18 protein-coding genes and 9 tRNA genes are annotated in these 21,786 nt (G+C 44.1%); 6 read left to right on the top strand and 21 right to left on the bottom strand.

Annotated features, from left to right (window positions below):
* Nucleotides 1–320 precede the first annotated feature (320 nt).
* From HUB64_RS05455 to motY, 18 genes are all read right to left on the bottom strand, one after another.
* A tRNA-Lys gene (locus HUB64_RS05455) sits at nt 321–396 on the bottom strand.
* A 59-nt stretch (nt 397–455) separates the two neighbouring features.
* Nucleotides 456–531, bottom strand: a tRNA-Lys gene (locus HUB64_RS05450).
* A gap of 59 nt (nt 532–590) precedes the next feature.
* Nucleotides 591–666: transfer RNA gene (locus HUB64_RS05445), tRNA-Lys, on the bottom strand.
* A gap of 59 nt (nt 667–725) precedes the next feature.
* Nucleotides 726–801: transfer RNA gene (locus tag HUB64_RS05440), tRNA-Lys, on the bottom strand.
* 37 nt (nt 802–838) lie between these two features.
* A tRNA-Lys gene (locus tag HUB64_RS05435) sits at nt 839–928 on the bottom strand.
* A 37-nt stretch (nt 929–965) separates the two neighbouring features.
* A tRNA-Lys gene (locus HUB64_RS05430) sits at nt 966–1,041 on the bottom strand.
* A 59-nt stretch (nt 1,042–1,100) separates the two neighbouring features.
* Nucleotides 1,101–1,176 (bottom strand) — tRNA-Lys (locus tag HUB64_RS05425).
* Between the two features lie 37 nt (nt 1,177–1,213).
* Nucleotides 1,214–1,303 (bottom strand) — tRNA-Lys (locus HUB64_RS05420).
* A gap of 58 nt (nt 1,304–1,361) precedes the next feature.
* Nucleotides 1,362–1,437: transfer RNA gene (locus HUB64_RS05415), tRNA-Lys, on the bottom strand.
* A gap of 142 nt (nt 1,438–1,579) precedes the next feature.
* A complete protein-coding gene (gene ybgF, locus HUB64_RS05410) occupies nt 1,580–2,326 on the bottom strand; it encodes a tol-pal system protein YbgF (protein WP_028760345.1) in 747 nt (248 codons plus the stop codon).
* 24 nt (nt 2,327–2,350) lie between these two features.
* Entirely contained in the window at nt 2,351–2,884 is a 534-nt protein-coding gene (gene pal / locus HUB64_RS05405) for a peptidoglycan-associated lipoprotein Pal (protein WP_028760346.1), read from the bottom strand.
* Nucleotides 2,885–2,930: 46 nt separating this feature from the next.
* Entirely contained in the window at nt 2,931–4,259 is a 1,329-nt protein-coding gene (gene tolB / locus HUB64_RS05400; protein WP_173496539.1) for a Tol-Pal system beta propeller repeat protein TolB, read from the bottom strand.
* A 9-nt stretch (nt 4,260–4,268) separates the two neighbouring features.
* The gene (gene tolA, locus HUB64_RS05395) at nt 4,269–5,294 is read right to left on the bottom strand and encodes a cell envelope integrity protein TolA (protein ID WP_028760348.1); all 1,026 of its coding nucleotides are present in this window, start codon (nt 5,292–5,294) and stop codon (nt 4,269–4,271) included.
* The gene (gene tolR / locus HUB64_RS05390) at nt 5,295–5,729 is read right to left on the bottom strand and encodes a protein TolR (RefSeq protein WP_113938780.1); all 435 of its coding nucleotides are present in this window, start codon (nt 5,727–5,729) and stop codon (nt 5,295–5,297) included.
* Entirely contained in the window at nt 5,729–6,415 is a 687-nt protein-coding gene (gene tolQ, locus HUB64_RS05385; RefSeq protein ID WP_028760350.1) for a protein TolQ, read from the bottom strand. The genes tolR and tolQ overlap by 1 nt, the downstream gene beginning before the upstream one ends.
* Nucleotides 6,405–6,806, bottom strand: a complete 402-nt coding sequence (ybgC, locus tag HUB64_RS05380; protein ID WP_006081251.1) for a tol-pal system-associated acyl-CoA thioesterase — start codon at nt 6,804–6,806, stop codon at nt 6,405–6,407. The genes tolQ and ybgC overlap by 11 nt, the downstream gene beginning before the upstream one ends.
* 171 nt (nt 6,807–6,977) lie before the next feature.
* Nucleotides 6,978–9,161 carry a prolyl oligopeptidase family protein gene (locus HUB64_RS05375; RefSeq protein WP_173496538.1) on the bottom strand — a complete coding sequence of 728 codons (2,184 nt, stop codon included), beginning with the start codon at nt 9,159–9,161 and terminating at the stop codon, nt 6,978–6,980.
* Nucleotides 9,162–9,921: 760 nt separating this feature from the next.
* Nucleotides 9,922–10,791 carry a flagellar protein MotY gene (motY, locus tag HUB64_RS05370; RefSeq protein WP_113938782.1) on the bottom strand — a complete coding sequence of 290 codons (870 nt, stop codon included), beginning with the start codon at nt 10,789–10,791 and terminating at the stop codon, nt 9,922–9,924.
* Nucleotides 10,792–10,932: 141 nt separating this feature from the next.
* Here motY and rnt point away from each other — a divergent pair, with 141 nt between their 5' ends.
* Nucleotides 10,933–11,604 (top strand): ribonuclease T, encoded by a 672-nt coding sequence (gene rnt, locus HUB64_RS05365; protein ID WP_105252848.1) that lies wholly within the window; start codon nt 10,933–10,935, stop codon nt 11,602–11,604.
* Nucleotides 11,605–11,705: 101 nt separating this feature from the next.
* Here the strand turns inward: rnt and HUB64_RS05360 are convergent, their stop codons facing one another.
* A complete protein-coding gene (locus HUB64_RS05360) occupies nt 11,706–12,311 on the bottom strand; it encodes a peroxiredoxin C (protein ID WP_006081247.1) in 606 nt (201 codons plus the stop codon).
* A 385-nt stretch (nt 12,312–12,696) separates the two neighbouring features.
* On the opposite strand from HUB64_RS05360, the gene HUB64_RS05355 reads away from it, so the two are divergent.
* Nucleotides 12,697–14,016 carry a Na+/H+ antiporter family protein gene (locus HUB64_RS05355; protein WP_173496537.1) on the top strand — a complete coding sequence of 440 codons (1,320 nt, stop codon included), beginning with the start codon at nt 12,697–12,699 and terminating at the stop codon, nt 14,014–14,016.
* 164 nt (nt 14,017–14,180) lie between these two features.
* Here the strand turns inward: HUB64_RS05355 and HUB64_RS05350 are convergent, their stop codons facing one another.
* Entirely contained in the window at nt 14,181–15,587 is a 1,407-nt protein-coding gene (locus HUB64_RS05350) for a GGDEF domain-containing protein (protein ID WP_173496536.1), read from the bottom strand.
* Nucleotides 15,588–15,840: 253 nt separating this feature from the next.
* A complete protein-coding gene (gene upp, locus HUB64_RS05345) occupies nt 15,841–16,467 on the bottom strand; it encodes a uracil phosphoribosyltransferase (RefSeq protein WP_011789711.1) in 627 nt (208 codons plus the stop codon).
* A 330-nt stretch (nt 16,468–16,797) separates the two neighbouring features.
* Here upp and purM point away from each other — a divergent pair, with 330 nt between their 5' ends.
* The 4 genes from purM to HUB64_RS05325 all read left to right on the top strand — a co-directional run bounded on the left by purM (nt 16,798) and on the right by HUB64_RS05325 (nt 21,306).
* Entirely contained in the window at nt 16,798–17,835 is a 1,038-nt protein-coding gene (gene purM / locus HUB64_RS05340; protein WP_173496535.1) for a phosphoribosylformylglycinamidine cyclo-ligase, read from the top strand.
* Nucleotides 17,835–18,479: a phosphoribosylglycinamide formyltransferase gene (gene purN / locus HUB64_RS05335; protein ID WP_173496534.1), complete on the top strand. Its 645-nt coding sequence runs from the start codon at nt 17,835–17,837 to the stop codon at nt 18,477–18,479. The genes purM and purN overlap by 1 nt, the downstream gene beginning before the upstream one ends.
* 159 nt (nt 18,480–18,638) lie before the next feature.
* Nucleotides 18,639–19,385, top strand: a complete 747-nt coding sequence (locus HUB64_RS05330) for an HAD-IIA family hydrolase (RefSeq protein WP_028760358.1) — start codon at nt 18,639–18,641, stop codon at nt 19,383–19,385.
* Between the two features lie 244 nt (nt 19,386–19,629).
* Complete coding sequence (locus HUB64_RS05325) at nt 19,630–21,306, top strand: M28 family metallopeptidase (protein WP_173496533.1); 1,677 nt, start codon at nt 19,630–19,632, stop codon at nt 21,304–21,306.
* The last annotated feature ends 480 nt before the right edge of the window (nt 21,307–21,786 follow it).

The following is a 21,786-nucleotide window of genomic DNA, read 5'->3' as shown; positions in this document are numbered from 1 at the left end:
TTTATCACAACCCTGTGGGATTAGAGCTTTCCATAAATAGTGCTCGGTACAAAACTGCCTAAAAAGCCCCCCCCTTGAATCCAGCACACCATTGTCATCATCACTGCACATAATGTCAGCTTTAATATAATCGCCAAACTCAAGATACATTTCTTTTTAAAGATGCCGCATTAGTCGAACTTGCTAATGCCAATAATTGTGTTAGAAAATATGTGCAGTGGAATAAGTAAAACGAAGGTATTAAATTCGGTACTCAGTATTGGAGTTTAACGTGGGACATTCAGGGGGAAATTCGAAAGAGATACAGCTGAAGAGATAAGTGGTGGGTCGTGAAGGATTCGAACCTTCGACCAATTGGTTAAAAGCCAACTGCTCTACCGACTGAGCTAACGACCCATCTGGGTATTACGATAAAAATATTCACCTATTTTGGCATCGACAATGCGAATAATAAGTGGTGGGTCGTGAAGGATTCGAACCTTCGACCAATTGGTTAAAAGCCAACTGCTCTACCGACTGAGCTAACGACCCATCTAAGTATTGCTATAAAACGATTCACTTATTGTGGTATTCATAATGCTGATAATAAGTGGTGGGTCGTGAAGGATTCGAACCTTCGACCAATTGGTTAAAAGCCAACTGCTCTACCGACTGAGCTAACGACCCATCTAAGTATTGCTATAAAACGATTCACTTATTGTGGCATTCATAATGCTGATAATAAGTGGTGGGTCGTGAAGGATTCGAACCTTCGACCAATTGGTTAAAAGCCAACTGCTCTACCGACTGAGCTAACGACCCATCTGGTGTTGTGCTGATTTATGCACTTTCAGTAAAGTGGTGTGTCATTAAGGATTAGAACCATTCGACTGATTGGTTAAAAGCCAACTGCCCTGGCTTTATAAAAAAGCGACTGAGCTAACGACCCATCTGGTGTTGCGCTGATTTATGCACTTTCAGTAAAGTGGTGGGTCGTGAAGGATTCGAACCTTCGACCAATTGGTTAAAAGCCAACTGCTCTACCGACTGAGCTAACGACCCATCTAGGCATTACGATAAAAATGTTCACTTATTTTGGCATCAACAATGCGAATAATAAGTGGTGGGTCGTGAAGGATTCGAACCTTCGACCAATTGGTTAAAAGCCAACTGCTCTACCGACTGAGCTAACGACCCATCTGGTGTTGCGCTGATTTATGCACTTTCAGTAAAGTGGTGTGTCATTAAGAATTAGAACCATTAGACTGATTGGTTAAAAGCCAACTGCCCTAGCTTTATAAAAAAGCGACTGAGCTAACGACCCATTGTATTACTGACTATCTCACTAAATACCACTAACTTATTCTATTCATTAGAGTAAGTGGTGGGTCGTGAAGGATTCGAACCTTCGACCAATTGGTTAAAAGCCAACTGCTCTACCGACTGAGCTAACGACCCATTTACTGGTATTTCACGCCCCGAACGACCTCGCCGCTCTGAGGGCGCCTATAATACCTTTTTCATCTTCTCATGCAAGCGCAAATTCCCAATTTTTTGTCGTTTGCATGAAAAACAGACTAAGAGTATGTTTTTTAGTTAATTACGCTTTAATTGCAGCCAGTTGCTGCTGTGCAATGCGTGCTGCGGCGCTGTTTGCGTAATCTTTGACAACTTGTTGGTAGTATTGCATCGCACCAGCTTTATCACCGGTTTTCTCGGCGATCATGCCAAGCTTCACTAAACTATCGCCACGTTTATTAGAATCGCTAAAACGATCAACCACAGTTTTGAAGGCTTGTTTGGCTTCTGCAAATTCGCTCTTATTAAATAATAGCTGTCCTAACCAATAGTTCGCATTCGCGGCATACACAGAGTCTGGGTATTGTTTGATAAAAGCACGGAAGGCAGGAATGGCATCGTCATACTTACGCTCTTTTAAGACTAAGTTAACGGCATTTTCATAACTTGCAGTTTCACTTAAACTACTTGCGGCAGCATTGGTCGATACCACAGAGGGGATTGATGTCGCTGCAGCTGCAGGTGCGGCAGATGCCTTTGAGGATAAATTAGCAAGCTCATCATATAACTGACGCTGACGCTCTTGCATCTGCTCAATCTGATAATTCTGTTGTTCGGTTAAACCGCGTAAATCGAGAACTTCCTGCTGCAGTGTATCAAGACGACGTTGCATCTCGAGCTCACTTTGTTGTCTCGATTTTACAATACGTTCGATACGAGCAAGTCTGTCATCACCCGAACCACCAGCAATATCCTCCACAGGAGCAGGCGCTGCAACTGCAGCGCCCGCACCAAGGAACATTGCCGTAATTAAGACGGCACGTTTCATTGTGTTACTCTCCGAGATTCAATCTTAGTAAACTAAAACTGCACGACGGTTTTTGCCAAAACCTTCATCAGTGCGAGAAAAATCAAGTGGTTTTTCTTCGCCATAGCTGACTACGCTCATTTGGCTTGGCTGTACGCCCATACCTTGTAGGTATTTAGCAACGGCTTTAGCACGACGTTCGCCCAGAGCAATGTTGTACTCAGGAGTGCCACGCTCGTCCGCATGACCTTCAATCAGTACGCGCACACTTGGGTGCTCAACTAAGTAAGTACCATGAGCTTCTAATACAGCGGCGAATTCAGTTTGAACTTCACTGCGGTCGAAATCGAAGTAAATGATGTGTTCTTTTCTCAACTCTTCTAACTGCTGACGTTGCTGCTCTTCAGATGACAACATAGCACCCACACCACCAGTTTGAATGCCACCATTCAGTTCGCTACCTGAACCGTTTGTTGAGCCCATTGCATCAGTTTCTGATTCTGAAGTTGAGCTACATGCACTAATAGCCATAATTGGAAGTGCTACCAACATAGCTTTTAACAACTTATTCAGATCCATTACGTGTTCCTTATAAAATTAAATGTGATTAAATCAAGGTATAACATTAGAGAAACGGAGACCAAGAAGGTGATTTCACCTCGCCTTGACCCACGGGTAATCTCGCTTTAAAGCGTCCATCCGTAGAAACAGCTGCTAATACTTGCTTACCTTGGTGTGTAGTGCCATATATGACCATAGTACCATTAGGCGCCACACTTGGGGATTCATCCAAGCGTGTAGAGGTTAGCACCTGCATAAAACGCGTATTTAAATCCATACGCGCAATATTAAACTTACCGTTAGTACGGTTAACAAAAATCATACTACGTCCATCTGGCGTAATTGAACCACCAAGGTTCCATTCACCTTCAAATGTTTCACGACTCACTTTACCTGAACTTAACTCTACGCGATAAATTTGCGGCCTACCACCACGTTCAGAGGTGAAAATCAACGACTTCCCATCAGGATACCATGATGGTTCAGTATCGATAGCATAGTGATTGGTAATACGCTTAATCGCTTTTGTCGCAATATCGATAACATAGATCTCAGGCTGACCATCCTTAGACAGCGTCACAGCCAAAGATTTGCCATCAGGAGAGAAAGCCGGCGCACCGTTAATACCAGGGAAAGAGCTCACTTTAGTGCGCACTTGGGTATAAAGGTCTTGTACGAAAATCTCTGCTTTTTTATTTTCAAAGCTAACATACGCCAAACGACGTCCATCAGGCGACCAAGTGGGTGACATTAATGGCTCAGGTGAGCGCAGTAACATTTGCTCGTTAAAACCATCATAGTCAGCAACCATCAACTGATAAGGTGCTTTTTGAGTATGATTAACCACGACGTAGGAGATCCGCGTTAAGAATGCACCGCGAATACCGGTTAACTTTTCATAGACGATATCGCTAATTCTATGACCATATTGACGAAATTGCGCTGCTGAAATCACAGTTTGGCGACTGTCCATCAAAAATTCTGTAGCGCTGACTGAGCCTTTCAATGCTTGGTTTTGTGCTTTAACTAAATCGATTAAATCAAAGCTCACCAAATACTGATCGGTTCCGTAAGGTTTCACAGTACCTAACACCACAGCTTCTGCGCCAACGCTAGACCATGAACTAGGTTGAAACTGAGCCAAAGCACCAATATTGCGCTGAGGTAGTCCGAGCTCGTCTAAAGGTTTAAAGGTACCGCTACGAGCTAAGTCAGACATCACCACATCAGCAATCGCTTGTGGCGGTGCGCCAGGACCTTGCCATACAAAAGGCATCACAGCGATGGGACGCGCTGCGTCAACACCTTCTGTGATCACAATATCCAATGCCGCTTTCGCGGGGGTGGCGCACAGCAGAACTGCCAGTGCTAACCATTTTGCCAATATTTTCATGGTGCTCCTTTAATTAAACGTTGGTTCAACGATTAAGTTAATTTCTTTCATCAAGTTATAAACCGCAGGATCCGGAGACACAGGCAGTTTGCCCGCTTTCAAAATCGCCGCTTTTGCTGCACGACAAACGTTGGGATCACCACCTTTAGTTTGGCTGCTGATCACAAACCCATCATTCGCTAAACGCACAGAGACAGTACAAGTCTTTCCACGCATAGATTCATCCACTACCAAATTACGTTGAATAGTTGATTTTATCATTGCCTGATACTTACCGACTTCACTCTGCATCTGCTTATTCATGGTTTGCGACAGCGCCGCTTGCTCAGCCGCTAATGCATCAGCCATTTCCTGCTCTTGATCGGCAAGGGCTTTAGCATCTGCTTTAGCTTTAGCATCCGCTTTAGCTTTAGCATCCGCTTTAGCTTTGGCATCCGCTTTAGCTTTGGCATCTGCTTTAGCTTTAGCATCTGCCTCCGCTTTAGCTTCCGCATCTGCTTTTTGCTTACGGTCAGTTTCAGCTTTCACTGCAGCAGCTTCTTCAACCTTGCGTTTTTCAGCGGCTTTTTGTGCGGCGTCTTCAGCAACCTTACGCTCCTGCTCTTTCAGCTTACGGTCGGCTTCGGCTTTGACCGCCTTTTCCTTTTCCTGCTGCTGTTTCACCTGGGCTAATTTGGTCGCTTCATTGGCTTTTTGAATCTCAATTTCCTGCTGCTTACGTTCTTGCTCTAGCTGTTTAATCTGAGCTTGTTCGCGCTCGCGTGCCTGTTTCGCTTCTTGAGCTTTGCGTTCAAGCTCGGCTTGACGTTCTTGCTCACGGCGTTCGGCATCACGCTTTTCTTGCTTAAGTTTCTCAACTTGATTAGCCACTTTTTGCTGATCAACCATAACCGCTTTGATTGCTGGTGCGCTAACTTGTTGCATAGGCTCAGGTTTGTGAGAAAAATCTATTCCTAACGCCAGAATAATTATCACGCCAATATGAATACCCGCTGAAATTGACAGAGGTAATGTTACATCTGACTTATCTGCCACCTATTTCTCCTTGGGTGAATCCGTCATCAAACCGACTGATGGCACGCCAGCTTGCTGCAGTGTCACCATCAACTGAATCACTTTATCGTAAGGAATATTTCTATCGGCTTTAACCACAACAGGACGCTCAGGTTCAGTCACGATAAGTGCAGCCACTTCCGTTGCTAATTCTTCCAAATCCATAGGCACATTCGTTGAACCGCCTTTATTGAGGAAGTAATCACCATCACCATCGATTGAAGCAACAATGGGCGGCTTACTGTCATTGGGTAACACTTCTGCCGCCCCTTGAGGCAGCTCCACTTTGACCCCTTGGGTCACTATGGGTGCTGTTACCATAAAAATAATTAACAACACGAGCATGACGTCGATATAAGGCACCACGTTGATTTCAGCAACGGGGCGACGACGTTTGCGCTGATAAGCTGGTTGCATTATGCCCCTTCCTTCTCACTGTATGCTTGGCGATGCAAAATGCTGGAGAACTCTTCCATAAAGTTTGCGTAAGCCATTTCTAATTTATCGACTTGAGTCGAGAAACGGTTGTAGGCGATTACCGCTGGAATTGCAGCAAATAAACCCATAGCCGTTGCAATCAAAGCTTCAGCAATACCGGGGGCAACCATAGCTAAGGTGGCGTTTTCCATCGAACCAATAGCGATAAAAGAATTCATGATCCCCCATACAGTACCAAATAAACCGATATAAGGGCTAGTCGAACCAATCGTAGCTAATAACGGTAAGTTAGCTTCTAACTTTTCCATTTCGCGAGACAAGGTCACACGCATAGCACGCGATGTACCATCCATGACGGCATCGGGCACTTTGCTATTTAATTTATTCAGGCGTGAATATTCCTTAAAGCCAGTCACAAATAATGACTCTAAACCGCTATTATCTGGACGAGATGATAATTCTTTATATAAACGGTTTAAATCAACACCTGACCAAAATTTATCTTCAAACTTCGCCGATTTACTTTTTGCGGATGTCAGTAAGCTACGGCGTTGTAAAATCACCGTCCAGGACATCACCGACAAGCAAAGTAAAGTGAACATAACAAATTTCACTAATAAACTGGCTTGTAAAAATAACCCAACAATCGACATATCAGCTTGCACTGTCAAACTCCTGCACAATATTTAAGGGAATAGCTCGGGGACGCATACGTGATAGCGCAACACAAACAACCAGCACTGTGCCTTCACAATAACAGTCTCCCTGTTTATCGACCAAGCGTTGATGAAAGATCAACGAGGCCTTTTTCAACTCTATGACCTTAGTTTCAACAATAAGGTTCTGTTCAAAACGTGCTGCTTTGCGAAAATCGAGTTCCGCACGCTTTACGACAAAAGCGGTGTCGTCGGCTAATAACGCAGTCTGACTAACGCCAAGGGCTTTTAACCACTCGGTTCGCGCGCGCTCAAAAAAGTTGAGGTAGTTCGAATGATAGACAACGCCACCAGCGTCGGTGTCTTCGTAATAGACTGAAATTGGCCAATGAAACATCATTTGAAAATAAGCAAATTTTGGTTGAAAAATTGACGCTTACTATACCTAGGGAAACAAGACTTGTGAATGACCCGATGAAGATATAGATAGGAATAGCGCGGGTTTCAGATGAATAGGGGCAATTGTAAAAGAGAATGGGGTCAAACGACCCCATTTTATTAACATAGTTAGTTATTTTGCGATAGCTTGTGGCAAGGTTAAGCCAAAACTCTGCCACAAGAAACTATAGATGTCGGCAAATTCGTCGATCTTCATCGCCGTGGGCTTACCCGCTCCATGACCAGCATTTGACTCAATACGCATAATGACTGGTTTATTGCCCTGCTGTTTCTCCTGCAGCATGGCCGCAAACTTGAAACTGTGTAATGGCACAACACGATCATCATGATCCGCTGTCATTACCATAGTAGCAGGATAAGCTTGCGCTTTTACATTGTGATAGGGCGAATAAGCCAATAGCGCAGGGAATTGCTCTGCTTTATCGGCACTACCGTATTCACTCGTCCAAGCCCAACCAATAGTGAACTTGTGAAAACGCAGCATATCCAACACGCCCACCGCAGGTAATACGGCAGCAAAAAGTTCAGGACGTTGAGTCACAGCAGCGCCCATCAACAGACCACCATTACTGCGGCCATAGGCACCGAGTTTAGAGCTGTTGGTGTATTTTTCGCTTACCAGATATTCAGCAGCAGCAAAATAGTCATCAAACACATTTTGCTTTTTGTCGAACATCCCCGCTTGATGCCAGCTTTCCCCATACTCAGCACCGCCACGTAAACTCGGTACGGCATAAATGCCACCCATGTCTAACCAAGCGATATTGGCAGGGCTAAAACGTGGTGTCATCGAAATGGCAAAACCACCATAGGCATAAAGTAATGTCGGATTTTGACCGTTTTTCACTAAGCCCTTTTTATAGGAGAGCATCATAGGCACACGTGTACCGTCTTTGCTGCTATAGAAAACCTGTTCAGAAACATAGTCATCGGGATTAAACGAGACTTTGGGTTTAGCAATGACGGTTGAACCGCCAGTTTTAAAATCAAACTTATAGGTGGTTTCAGGCTGAATATAACTATTGAACACATAATAGAAATAATCTTTGCTGGCTTTACCAAAAGGCCCTGCCACATTGCCAAGACCAGGCAATGTCACATCTTGACGCTTCTGACCACCCATACTGTAAATCGATAATTGACCTAACACATCATGTAAATAACTCACCACTAAATGGTCATTAATAATGGCGACATTATTAATCGGATCTTTAGACTCAGGAATAATCGTTTGCCATTGCGATTTATCACTATTGCGGGTGTCAATCGCAATCACTTTACCATTAGGCGCCTCTAAATCGGTTTTGAAATAAAACACTGAACCATCATTACCGAGAAACTCATATTCAGCTTCTAATTTGAGGATCAATTCCACCACTTGGGATTTAGGCTCAAATAACGATTTATAGAAGAAACGATTACGCTTATCCGTACCTTGAGAAATCGACAGTAATAAGTATTCACCTTTCTCAGAGACATCAATACCAAAGCCCCAATCTTTATTCTGTGGACGCTCATAAATCAATAGATCTTGATGTTGGTCTGTGCCTAATTTGTGGTAATACACTTTTTGGTTAAAATTAACGTCAGCTAAGACATCCCCCCCTGCAGGGGCATCATAACGGGCGTAGAACACACCTTGGTTTTCTTTATCCCACACTGCGCTAGAAAATTTAATCCATTTCAGTTCATCGGCCAGTTTCTTACCGGTTGCAATATCAACGAACTGCCATTGTTGCCAATCTGAGCCAGAATTTGAAACGCCATAGGCTAAAATTTTACCGTCATTACTCACTGCCACGCCGGATAAGGCAACAGTGCCATCCGCAGACAGTTTATTTGGGTCAAGAACAGGCTTTTCAACACCATCTAAACCTTTAACATACAAAACCGATTGTGCCTGTAGGCCATCATTGCGGTAGTAAAATTGATTGTCGCCGTTTTCAAACGGAGCAGAGACTTTTTCGTAATTCCAAAGTTCTGTAATACGTTCGACCACAGCTTGTTTATTGGGGATCTTAGCGAGGTAGGCTTGACCAAAGTCTTGTTGTTCTTTTACCCACTCTTCAGTTTCAGGCGTATTGGCCTCCAGATGACGATAAGGGTCGGCCACTGCGACACCATGAATGGTTTCGACGAGGTCATCTTTTTCAGTAACAGGGTAAACGAGTTTAGTTGCGCTTGCCTGCTCAGTCGAATTTTGCTCAGGTGCATTGCCACTTTGGCAGGCACCGAGTGCCATCCCCAATGTGGCCACTAACAAACCTTGCTTTGCAAGGCGAAATCTTAATGCCATCGTGTTGTCGTCCTTCTTATGGTTTCGGGCTTAAGGCCTTTTCAGCAAGTACTATACAAGCAAAAAAAATCATGGCAATGGCGTAACTTAATATGAAGTTTTTTAAGCTGTATCGTGAATTTAACAAAATAGCAGCAAGGATAAGCTTATTGAAGTGTATTATTATGCATTAATAGTGAGTTATAAGTTATTAATCAAGGTAAATAGTGACTTAAGTGATATAAATCACCTTTGTAGCCATTAGAATTACTAATGTTTATGGGCAATTTTTCTCGTTTGTTTTACAACAGGTTTCCCAATAGAATGTGCTTGTTTTCAGGAGATAACTGCTTGCAGATATCGAAAACAAAGAACTTTTAAACTGGTGTGTTCCCAACACTTCAGTTTCTTTTCTGGTTCTTATGCTTGACTTCCTTCCTTCAATTTGTTGATTGCAAATGCATTATTTTTGCGGCCCGCTTAGTTTAAGCGGGCTTTTTTTTAGCATTTCAAACACAATCCTGATTATTGCAACGGCCAAGTTTTATACATCATCGATATTACTCGTACTTATCCCACTCTCGCTTTCTGCAGTACTTGTTGAGGTGGATATGTCATCACTACAAATTAAAAAATCTCATTATTTTTACCCATACTCGCAAATTGAGCGAATCATTCGATTAAAGTGGCATACTGCCTGAACTCTCCTTCTTTTAAAAACGACAATGCCAAGTCATAAACTTGGCATTGAAAAATACTTAAAACCTAGGTAAAACAAACACTACAAAGGTTTACTGATCCGTATAACAACACGACGGTTACGCGCCCTTTCATCCATATCATCATTGGAAGCCACGTGACGACGCTCACCATGCCCGAATGTGACAATACGATCTTGAGGAATACCACTGGCAACAAAGAACTCTTTTACCGACGCAGCTCGTGTATCCGACACTTTCTGGTTTACTGAACGGCCACCATAACTGTCGGTATACGCATCCACCAGCACTAACTCTACCAAGGGATCATAGGCTAAATATTCTTGCACCCGAGACAGTTGTTGCTGGGAGAAACGAGTTAAATCGGTACCGCCTTCATCGTAATTTAATACAGTAAAAGCAATATCTTCAAAGCTATAGGGCAATAAATGCGCTAGACAAGCTTTAAACTCAGTATATTTACGGCCAAAATTAGCTGAAGACAAACCCACAGCTATCTTATTCGACTCATTATACCAATCAGCATAGTAAAACGTTGGTTCCATACCGCGACTCAACTCTGCCAACATAGACCAAGCTGCGCGCTTAGGCACTTCCCCGTTAAAGTACTTTTGATAATGTAATGACGTGATCTCTTTCGATACCACACCAGGACGCCACTGCGGCGCGCGGCTAATTAATTTCGCCTGCGTCACTTGATCAGGTTTTACCCACATATCTAAGGTAAAAGTCATATTCTGCTGTTTACCCGCTTCACTGGTAAAAATCGCTTTACCGTAAGAAGGAATATCATGCTCAAGGCGACAGACGATGGGAGTATTTTCACTCACTCGCCACTGGGAATCACTTAAAGAGGCGACATAATGGCGCAACTCTGCCATTGCAGTTGCTGGAACGCATAAAATTGATACTAATATCAGTTTTCGCCACATAGCCTTTACTCATGTTTAATCGGTTACATGGCTTTATCGGCAAACTATTTAGTTCCTTTAGCTCATAAAACCACCAATCAAGCATGACACACCCCAACACATTTAGCATAATAGCGCCCTGTGAATTTTCTTGAGTACTTTATGAGTGACATTTGCGACGCGAACAAATTGAAATACCGATTTCGAGGCTACTTTCCCGTAGTCATTGATGTCGAAACTGCGGGCTTCAACTCTCAAACCGATGCGTTGCTAGAAATTGCCGTCACCCTACTAAAAATGGACAATGAAGGTGTGATAGGAATCGATAAAACCCTACACTTCCACATTGAGCCCTTTGAAGGCGCAAATTTAGAACCCGAAGCGTTAGCATTCAACGGTATTGATCCCACTAATCCGTTACGGGGAGCGGTGAGCGAGAAAGAAGCCTTTTTGGAAATCTTTAAAGCCGTGAAGAAAGCCCAAAAAGCCTCCGACTGCCATCGTAGTATCATAGTGGCGCACAATGCGGCATTCGATCATGGTTTTGTGAGTAAGGCGATAGAACGTTGCGACTTAAAACGCTCGCCGTTTCATCCTTTTGCCACCTTTGACACAGCAACGCTCGCCGGACTCGCCATTGGTCATACCGTACTTGCCAAGGCATGCATTATGGCGGGTATTCCCTTCGATAATAAAGAAGCCCATTCGGCGCTATATGATACCGAACGTACCGCGGAGCTTTTTTGTCATATCGTGAATCGTTGGAAATCATTAGGTGGCTGGCCATTACTGGCTGTGGATGCACAGGATGCAGAAAGCGGTACTGTGGAATAAATTTAACAGTTAACAATAGATCTTAAGCAATGAAAAAACAAAAAAGCTGCCATTGGCAGCTTTTTTCATTTAACAGGCGACTGTGATTAGAAAAGTACTAATTACAGTGAGCTTGCGTTTTCAGACAGGTAAGCAGCAACACCTTCAGTGCTTGCATTCATACCTTTATCGCCTTTTTCCCAGCCAGCAGGACAAACATCACCGTGCTCTTCATGGAATTGCAGTGCATCGATCATACGTAGCATTTCATCAACGTTACGGCCTAATGGCAGATCGTTAACGACTTGGTGACGAACCATGCCTTCTTTGTCGATCAAGAATGAACCACGGAAAGCCACACCCGCTTCTGGATGCTCAACATCGTATGCTTTACAGATTTCATGTTTAACGTCAGCCACTAGCGTGTATTTAACTTGGCCAATACCGCCTTTTTCAACTGGGGTGTTACGCCATGCATTGTGGGTAAACTGAGAATCGATAGACACACCAATCACTTCTACGCCACGCTTAGTGAACTCTTCCATACGGTGATCAAAAGCGATCAACTCTGATGGGCAAACGAAAGTGAAGTCAAGTGGATAGAAGAATACGACGGCTGGTTTGCCTTTGATGGCTGCAGTCAAGTTAAAGCTATCAACGATTTCGCCAGAACCTAATACAGCTGCAGCAGTAAAATCAGGAGCCTGACGGCCTACTAATACGCTCATTTTATATCTCCATCTATGAGTTGAACTAAGTGTAAGGCAAGATGCCTTCTAGCCAGTATGTTCTCAACCTAGGTCAAGTTAAATCCTTACTGATTAAAAGGTGTTCTTACCAATCAAATCCTTAGGCATTATAAGTCGTGTGCTGTGCCTTACAACCTATTTAAGACCAATATCACATTTTTCAAGGGTATTTCCGTTTTGCCTGACTAAGGATAGAGCAATCTGCGTATCCAGTGTGCGGAGCAATCCACATTCAGCTAACAGACAAAACCCAGCATGATCACATTTTCAGATATTTTTCAGATAAGCCCTCGGCAAACTGGACATCCACTGCCTTTGCAGTCGAAAATAGCTCCTTTGGCTTAAAGAATTAAGAAAATTGATAATGAATGCAGTCGTAATTGCAGTGTGCTTAATGTTAGCACTCAGTTTAGCTAGGGTGAATGTGGTTATTGCCCTGACCGTGAGCGCCCTCGTGGCGGGATTGGTAGGCGGAATGGATCTGCACCAAACTATAGATGCCTTTAATACAGGCTTAGGTGGCGGCGCACAAATTGCGCTCAGTTATGCATTATTAGGTGCTTTCGCTGTCGCACTATCGCATTCAGGCTTAACGACGCTGATTTCTAGAAGCATCATTAGTAGCCTTGGACAAGATCCTAATCCCACAAACACTAACTGGGTACGCTGGTTACTGCTGTTATCGCTACTCGTTATGTCGATGGCTTCACAGAATATTTTACCGATCCATATCGCCTTCATTCCGATTTTAGTGCCACCACTCTTACATGTGATGACCAAACTGAACATCGACCGCCGCCTTGTGGCTTGTGTTCTAACCTTCGGCCTAGTCACCACCTATATGATTTTACCGATTGGTTTTGGTGGCATTTTCTTAAATGATATTCTGCTTTCCAACTTAACCAGCAATGGCTTAGCCGCTGCTCGCGAGCAAATTCCGCCAGCCATGTTAATTCCAGCGGCGGGTATGGTCGTAGGGTTACTCACAGCAGTATTCATCAGTTACCGTAAACCTCGGACTTACGACGAGGCAAAAGTGTTAGTCGCTGAACCTGAAGAAAATCTCAACAAACGCAATATCATCATTGCTGCACTGGCGATATTAGCCACTCTCGTCGTACAACTTGAAACTGACTCTATGATTTTTGGTGCCTTAGTCGGCTTCATGATTTTCAGTTTTTCGGGTGCCTTGAAGCATGTCGCCGACCAAGATATCTTCAACCAAGGTGTGCGAATGATGGCCAATATCGGCTTTATCATGATTTCAGCAGCTGGCTTTGCCGCTGTAGTGAAAGAAACCGGTGAAGTGGGTACGCTTGTGGCCTCGCTTAGCGACATCATTGGGGATAATAAAGCCCTCGCAGCCTTCTTGATGTTACTGGTTGGTCTACTGATCACTATGGGAATTGGGTCGTCTTTCTCCACCATTCCAATTATCGCGACGATATATGTACCATTGGCATTAAGTTTTGGTTTTTCAGTAGCGGCCACAATCGCGTTAGTTGGCACTGCCGCCGCGCTGGGTGATGCGGGCTCGCCAGCATCAGATTCCACCTTAGGTCCCACTGCAGGTTTGAATGCCGATGGTCAACACGATCACATTCGTGACAGCGTGATACCAACATTTATCCACTACAATATTCCACTATTAGTGTTTGGTTGGATTGCAGCCATGGTGTTGTAAGTGTTATCGCAGATGTTTACATTACCGTATTAGAAAGTAACAACAGCGCGGCATTCTCCGCGCTGTTTTTTATCTCGGGTATTCACTTTATTGCGGGCAGCTGGTTAACTCACTGATTCACTCGATAACTCACGTAATAACTCACGTAATAATGAACGTGATAATTAAGGTGTCGGGTCAAGTTTGCGACTTCCTTGCTTATTCTTTTTATCCTCATATAACGCTTTATCCGCCGCTTGTAGCACTGCCTCAAAGGAAGCATAATCTTGCGAATCAGCCACACCGCAGGAGACTGTCAGCACATTTAAAAACTGCCGCTCTGCGACCGCCTGACGTAAATGTTCAGCCAACAATAAGGCCCGTTCAAAAGTACAATTAGCCAAGATGACGACAAACTCATCACCGCCGGTTCTGATTAACAAATCATTTTCTCGAAATACACTGCGCATCGCATCAACAATTTGCATGATCGCCATATCCCCGAGTTTATGCCCATAGGTATCATTAATGGTTTTGATTTTGTCGCCATCCACGCAGATCACCGCATAATGCCCCTTAGTCGCGACATCAAACAGTGTGGTCTCATAGACTTTCTTATTATAGGTTCGAGTAAAAGCATCCAATAACATCGCTTCACTAAACCGTTGGCGCTCAGTATGAAGTTTCCTAAAACGATTGATATTAATTTGAACAAAGAAGATCACGATAGATAACAAAAACCACAGGGGTAAATTCCACACAATGAAACGAAATATACTGATTTTATATGTCAGTGAAGTCATGTTATCTAAATGATTTGTCATCGAATAAAACAAGAACTCCGGCGTCAGTTCAGCCCAAAGGCTATCTGTCGTGATCACCAACTCAGTACCATAATCCGTTTTCTGCAATTCAACATGTTTATTACGCATAAAAACCGACGTCATTAGGGCCGTGTCAGCAATAACATCACCGATGAAATGATTAGGATCATTAGATGATGAAATCGGTGATGCCATCGATAAAATGACTTTCCCACTAACTTCATCTTGATAAGGAATGGATAATACGATTCCATCGGCTAAGGACTCTGGGGTCGCGTCTTTCGCGCAATAGTGCAGACTCTGACAAAACTCATTCGTTGAAGTACGGTCTTTAATCAGCCGCGCTTTTACGTCCTCAGGAATTGGGGTGGCAAAATACATGGCATCACTGCGATAAAGTCCCACATACAGGAATATATCTTCGGCATTGGTCTTTTTACTGGAATAGAGATAATCAAAGTAGCGTAAGACTTGTTCTTCTTCTGCGGAAAGCACTCCCCCTTGCGGCAGCATTAATCTGGAAGGGTCAAGTTGAAAAAGCGCTAAAGAGGATTTATTGAAATCAATAATATCGTGCAGAGATAAGCTTTTACCGAGCAGTTCAATATAACTCGGTGTAAGTTGCTCATTTTTTACAAAAGACACAAAGGATTTATGCTCTCTATCGATTTTAATCGGTAATAGAATAAGTAGGAGTACGACAAACAAGAGGGTCGCAAATTCAAATGATCGACGCAATAATAACCAGTTGAGAGCCGAATTTCCCATAATTCCTCTTAATCCCTGTTCTACCGACAATGTACCTTGCACAAAACGTAAACTGCGATCAATAACATTGCAAAATAAGCCAATAAAAACAACTTCAATAGATAATTATTATTTAGCTTATTCTAAACTTTAGCAGCTTAAGATAAAGTTGTTATTTCTGTATTGAACAAAAACAAAAAGGGAGCCTAGGCTCCCTTACTGACCACATCCGCTCAATTGAGCATCAGCAACTCAGATTATTTAGCAACTTTGGCTATTTAGTACCAAAGATTTTATCGCCCGCATCACCAAGACCAGGCAGGATATAACCTTTCTCATTTAAGCATCTATCGATAGCGGCAGTATATAATTCGATATCCGGATGCGCCGCTTCTAAGGCTTTAATGCCTTCAGGCGCAGCCACTAGCACTAAGGCCTTAATTGAAGTACAACCGCGCTTTTTCAATAAATCGACGGTCGCAATCATAGAACCACCTGTCGCCAACATAGGGTCGACAACTAAAGCGATACGCTCGTTCATGTCGCTGGCCAGCTTCTCAAAATAAGGCACTGGCTCAAGGGTCTCTTCATCACGGTAAATACCGACAACTGAGATACGCGCACTTGGAATGTGCTCGAGTACGCCGTCCATCATGCCCAAACCCGCACGCAAAATTGGCACGACAGTGACTTTTTTACCTTTGATTTGATCGACTTCAACCGGACCATTCCAGCCTTCAATCGTCACCGTTTCAGTTTCGAAATCTGCGGTAGCTTCATAGGTTAATAAACTACCCACTTCGGCGGCTAGTTCACGGAAACGTTTAGTGCTAATGTCACCTTCGCGCATTAAACCGATTTTGTGACGCACTAAAGGATGTTTAACCTCGACAACTTTCATTTTTCTCTCCTGCTTATTTTTCGGCGTATTATTTTAGGCAAATTTTTCAGATTCTAGTTGATTTGTTTACTAGGTAAAACAGAAAGTTTTGCCATTCGGTCTAATCGTGAGCTATCTCCCAAGAATAATCCCCAATCGTCTAAGATACCTACTGTGATTTACTATTTTGTGACCAAACTCAAGACCTCTAAAAATAGAATATTTCGTATTCAGACCAAAAAAACTCCGCCGAGGGGCATAAATCCAAATCATGACTTTCGACCCCTAGCACAAGCTGGTAGAATACCGCCGCATAAAATCCAATAACGATGTACCCGAGAGGATCCCTCCGTGAGCACACCTACCCCACTGAGCTATAAAGATGCCGGCGTTGATATTGATGCAGGTAATGCACTGGTAAGTAACATTAAAGCAGCCGTTAAACGTACCCGTCGTCCAGAAGTTATGGGCAACTTAGGTGGTTTTGGCGCCCTGTGTGAAATCCCCACTAAATACAAACAACCGGTTTTAGTGTCTGGCACCGATGGTGTTGGGACTAAATTACGTTTAGCTATCGACTATAAAAAACATGACACTGTCGGCATAGACTTAGTCGCCATGTGTGTGAACGATCTGATCGTTCAAGGCGCTGAGCCACTGTTTTTCCTCGATTACTACGCAACAGGCAAGCTCGATGTAGAAACGGCAACGTCCGTTGTCAACGGCATCGGCGAAGGTTGTTTCCAATCTGGTTGTGCGTTAATTGGCGGTGAAACCGCTGAAATGCCAGGCATGTATGAAGGTGAAGATTACGACCTAGCGGGTTTCTGCGTGGGTGTAGTTGAAAAAGCCGACATTATTGACGGTAGCAAAGTGGCAGCGGGTGATGCGCTTATTGCATTAGCCTCAAGCGGCCCTCATTCAAATGGTTACTCTTTAGTACGTAAAGTATTAGAAGTGAGCCAAGCAGACCCTCAACAAGATCTCAACGGCAAACCGCTGATTGAACATCTACTTGAGCCAACCAAAATTTACGTAAAATCATTGCTCAAACTGATTGAAGCATCTGATGTCCATGCGATGGCGCACATTACTGGCGGCGGCTTCTGGGAAAACATCCCGCGCGTACTGCCAGATAATTTAAAAGCGGTTATCCAAGGCGATTCATGGCAATGGCCCTCTGTTTTCAGTTGGTTAATGGAAAATGGCAACATTGCAGAATACGAAATGTATCGCACCTTCAACTGTGGCGTCGGCATGTTAGTCGCGCTGCCAGCCGATAAAGTGGATGCAGCACTTGCATTACTGGCTGCAGAAGGCGAACAAGCATGGCTTATCGGTGCTATCGCACATCGTGAAGGCAATGAAGAGCAAGTGGAGATCCTGTAATGCCCCAGAGCTGTCGTGTAGTTGTATTAATTTCCGGAAATGGCAGTAACCTGCAAGCGGTTATCGACGGTTGCGATGATAATCTGCAGGCCGAAGTTGTCGGAGTCATCAGTAATAAACCCGATGCCTATGGCCTAGTGCGCGCCCATCATGGCGAAATTGATACCAGCTGCGTGATAACTCACCAAGGTGAATCTCGCTCTGAATACGATGCACGTTTAATGACAGTGATTGAAAAGTATCAGCCCGATTTAATAGTGTTGGCGGGATTTATGCGGATCTTAACTGATGATTTCGTGAATCATTACCTAGGTCGCATGATCAATATTCATCCTTCGCTGCTACCGAAATACACTGGCTTAAACACCCATCAACGTGCCATAGACGCGAACGATAGCGAACATGGTGCTAGCGTGCATTTTGTCACGCCTGAGCTGGATGCAGGCCCAGTGATATTACAGGCCAAAGTGCCTGTTTATGAAGACGATACGGCGGATATGCTCGCCGCCCGCGTGCATGAGCAAGAACATGCTATTTATCCACTCGTGGTGAAATGGTTTAGTCAGCAACGTCTTAACATGCAAAATGGCCAAGCCTATCTAGATGGCAACCTTATCGGCCCAAGCGGTTACGCGCCCGATTAGTTCCACTTGACCGTAAGTTGTACCAATCAAAAAAATAGAGACCTTCGGGTCTCTATTTTTTTAACTATTTTCAACAAAAGCATTGTTTTCTTAGGCAATGTGGCATTAGATAACTTAACGAAAAAGTGATTTTTGATCGGCATGACAAGAGACTATTAGATGAAAAATATTATCTGCGATATCGATGGTGTACTACTGCACGACAATAAACTGATCCCCGGCAGCGACAAATTTATCCAGCGCATTTTAGAGCAAGGCAATCCGTTAGTAATATTGACTAACTATCCCGTACAAACGGGTAAGGATCTGCAAAACCGTTTAAGTGCCGCCGGTATTGATATTCCTGAAGAATGCTTTTACACCTCTGCCATGGCAACCGCCGACTTTTTAAAACACCAAGAAGGCAGCAAGGCCTATGTCATTGGCGAAGGCGCCCTCACCCACGAACTCTACAAAGCAGGCTTTACCATTACCGATATTAATCCCGATTTTGTGATTGTCGGTGAAACCCGCTCCTACAACTGGGAGATGATCCATAAAGCCGCAGGCTTCATCGCACGCGGCGCGCGCTTTATTGCCACTAACCCCGATACTCACGGTCCAGCCTACAGCCCTGCTTGTGGTGCACTCTGCTCACCCATCGAACGTATTACCGGTAAGAAACCTTTCTACGTGGGCAAACCGAGTGCTTGGATTATTCGCTCGGCGCTTAATCATATTGATGGGCACTCGGAAGACACTGTCATCATAGGCGACAATATGCGTACCGATATTTTGGCGGGCTTCCAAGCAGGGCTTGAAACCATTCTGGTCACCAGTGGCGTGAGTAAGCTTGAAGATATCGACAAAGAACCCTTCCGCCCGAACCATGTGTTTGCCTGCGCGGGCGATATAGATGTTGTTTAAACAATTATCTAAACCTTTGTCTAATCCTACGTCTAGCAATTCATCCTTGCCAGTCGCTTAAACATTACCTATGCAACACGCCTCGCCCAAAGGCGTATTGCATAGGGTAAAGCAACATTAAGTAACATATTCGCCTTCTTCTCAGCCTTGTGGCTCACAGCGGCTTGCTTCATGATAAGTCTCGCTTCTGATTGATTAACATAAATCTAAAATACCTTAATTAAAACAACAGTAGGATTAACCTATGCGACGTCTGTATCCCCTCTGTGCGCTGGCCATGCTCAGTGCCTGTAGTCCGAATGTATCAGAGCCTGATGGCAACAGCACTTTGGCTGAACTCAAACCAGTGAAGTTTAATGAAGCGCGCTTTAGAAATGATATTAAAGCCCTGTCATCCGATGAATTTGAAGGCCGTGCGCCGACAACTCACGGTGAAAAACTCACCTTGGACTATTTGACCAAAGCCTTTACAGAGATGGGACTCAAGGGCGCGTACCAAGGCAGCTTTTTACAACCAGTGCCTATGGTGAGCTATACAGCAGATGAAGCGCAGCAAGTTACGCTGGCAGGATTACCCTTTAAATACCGAAAAGATCTAGTGCTCAGCAGTCGCCACGATAACGGTGGTATTAGTATTGAGAACGCACCATTAGTCTTCGTCGGCTATGGGGTGAATGCCCCTGAATATGGTTGGAATGATTACCAAGATCTCGACATGAAAGGCAAAATCGCGGTGATCTTAGTGAACGATCCCGGCTTTGCTCGCCCTGACTCGGGTAAATTCAACGGCAAAGCCATGACCTATTACGGCCGTTGGAGCTACAAATTTGAAGAGGCCAGTCGTCAAGGTGCACTCGGCGCACTGATTATCCATGATACCGAGCCCGCCTCTTACCCTTGGTCCGTGATAGAAAATAGTTGGACTGGACCACAGCAAGATCTGGTCCTCAGTAAAGCAGAACAAGATAGCCGTATCCAAGTCGAAGGCTGGCTTACACTGGACGCAGCTACACAACTGTTCGATAAAGCCGGTTTATCACTGCCTAATTTAATGGCACGCGCCGCCGACAGCTCAATCAATTTACCCCTTGAGCAAACGGCCAACATCGCCTTTAAAAATAAAGCCGAATACGCAAATAGCTACAATGTGGTCGCCACACTCCCCGGCAGCACACAAGCCAACGAGCAAATCCTCTACACCGCCCATTGGGATCACATAGGTAAAGACGAGACGAAAGCAGGCGATCAAATTTATAACGGCGCCATGGATAATGCCTCGGGCACTGCCGGCATTCTCGAAATCGCCAGACAATTAGCCGACAATGCCAAACAAGGCCATGGTTTAGCGCGCTCGGTCACCTTTATCGCTACCACAGGTGAAGAACAGGGCTTACTCGGTTCACGCTATTACGCCGCCAATCCACTTTATCCTATCGACAAAACCGTGGCAGTGTTAAACCTCGACAGCACTAATATCTATGGCAAAACCAAAGACTTCACCATCGTCGGCAAAGGTAAATCTGAGTTAGAAACTTATCTTATCGATGCGGCTAAACAACAAAACCGCATCGCCATGGGTGAGAAAAATCCCGCTTCGGGCGGTTTCTTCCGTTCAGATCATTTCAGCTTTGCCAAACTTGGCGTGCCCGCCGTCTTTGCCGGCGGCGGTAGCAACCCCGTTGACGAAGCCACGGCTGCTTATAAAACCCAGATGCAAGCCACAATGAAGGGCTGTTATCACAATGTCTGCGATGAATATCGTGAAGATTGGGATTTAAGCGGCGCACTGCAAGACTTGCAAATCTACTACCAAGTCACACGCACATTGGGCAACAGCCAAGATTGGCCGGGATATTATCAAGGCACAGAATTCAATAGCCTGCGCCCAGCCAAAATAACGCTGGTAACGGACGCAAAATAACAAGCTAAGTCTTTAGCTTCTTGCGAGAGACCGTTGGGTTAGTCATCTCTTATTGACGTCTGCTTGAAATAAAGCGCCTCCTCCGCCAGCCAAAGCGCCAAACAAGACCTATAAGCACGTGAACCATTCACGTGCTTTTTTGTTTTCAGCCCACAAAAAATGCCGTTATCGCGAAATATCCATCCTGCCACACAATTCTGAATAGTCTTATGCCATTGGTTGATGTCAAACTCGGCGCATTAATTGATTAAAAATAAAACACTTAAACGGGGCAACTCATTGTTTAAGGTCTTTTTTAGCGGTTTTTCTATCATCGATACTTTTTTAAAACACATTGTGAATTCCCCAAAACCCCTCATGCCAAATCAGATAATAAAAACAAATCATCAAAAATAACGCAAATTAAATGAATTATTCTCAAATAAAAGCATTAAACACAAACATCTAAATCAATAAAAACACCAATAAACAGATAAAACA

The sequence above is a fragment of the Shewanella sp. ISTPL2 genome, from assembly GCF_013283205.1.
GTDB lineage: Bacteria > Pseudomonadota > Gammaproteobacteria > Enterobacterales > Shewanellaceae > Shewanella > Shewanella oncorhynchi.
Note: the sequence above shows the minus strand (reverse complement) of the source record. Positions and strands in the feature narration are given on the sequence as shown.

What these genes read in the sequence shown, in the direction of transcription:
- ybgF (WP_028760345.1), bottom strand. Translation starts at nt 2,326, where the DNA reads ATGAAACGTGCCGTCTTAATTACGGCAATGTTCCTTGGTGCGGGCGCT.
- pal (WP_028760346.1), bottom strand. Translation starts at nt 2,884, where the DNA reads ATGGATCTGAATAAGTTGTTAAAAGCTATGTTGGTAGCACTTCCAATT.
- tolB (WP_173496539.1), bottom strand. Translation starts at nt 4,259, where the DNA reads ATGAAAATATTGGCAAAATGGTTAGCACTGGCAGTTCTGCTGTGCGCC.
- tolR (WP_113938780.1), bottom strand. Translation starts at nt 5,729, where the DNA reads ATGCAACCAGCTTATCAGCGCAAACGTCGTCGCCCCGTTGCTGAAATC.
- ybgC (WP_006081251.1), bottom strand. Translation starts at nt 6,806, where the DNA reads ATGATGTTTCATTGGCCAATTTCAGTCTATTACGAAGACACCGACGCT.
- HUB64_RS05375 (WP_173496538.1), bottom strand. Translation starts at nt 9,161, where the DNA reads ATGGCATTAAGATTTCGCCTTGCAAAGCAAGGTTTGTTAGTGGCCACA.
- motY (WP_113938782.1), bottom strand. Translation starts at nt 10,791, where the DNA reads ATGTGGCGAAAACTGATATTAGTATCAATTTTATGCGTTCCAGCAACT.
- rnt (WP_105252848.1), top strand. Translation starts at nt 10,933, where the DNA reads ATGAGTGACATTTGCGACGCGAACAAATTGAAATACCGATTTCGAGGC.
- HUB64_RS05360 (WP_006081247.1), bottom strand. Translation starts at nt 12,311, where the DNA reads ATGAGCGTATTAGTAGGCCGTCAGGCTCCTGATTTTACTGCTGCAGCT.
- HUB64_RS05355 (WP_173496537.1), top strand. Translation starts at nt 12,697, where the DNA reads ATGAATGCAGTCGTAATTGCAGTGTGCTTAATGTTAGCACTCAGTTTA.
- HUB64_RS05350 (WP_173496536.1), bottom strand. Translation starts at nt 15,587, where the DNA reads ATGGGAAATTCGGCTCTCAACTGGTTATTATTGCGTCGATCATTTGAA.
- upp (WP_011789711.1), bottom strand. Translation starts at nt 16,467, where the DNA reads ATGAAAGTTGTCGAGGTTAAACATCCTTTAGTGCGTCACAAAATCGGT.
- purN (WP_173496534.1), top strand. Translation starts at nt 17,835, where the DNA reads ATGCCCCAGAGCTGTCGTGTAGTTGTATTAATTTCCGGAAATGGCAGT.
- HUB64_RS05330 (WP_028760358.1), top strand. Translation starts at nt 18,639, where the DNA reads ATGAAAAATATTATCTGCGATATCGATGGTGTACTACTGCACGACAAT.
- HUB64_RS05325 (WP_173496533.1), top strand. Translation starts at nt 19,630, where the DNA reads ATGCGACGTCTGTATCCCCTCTGTGCGCTGGCCATGCTCAGTGCCTGT.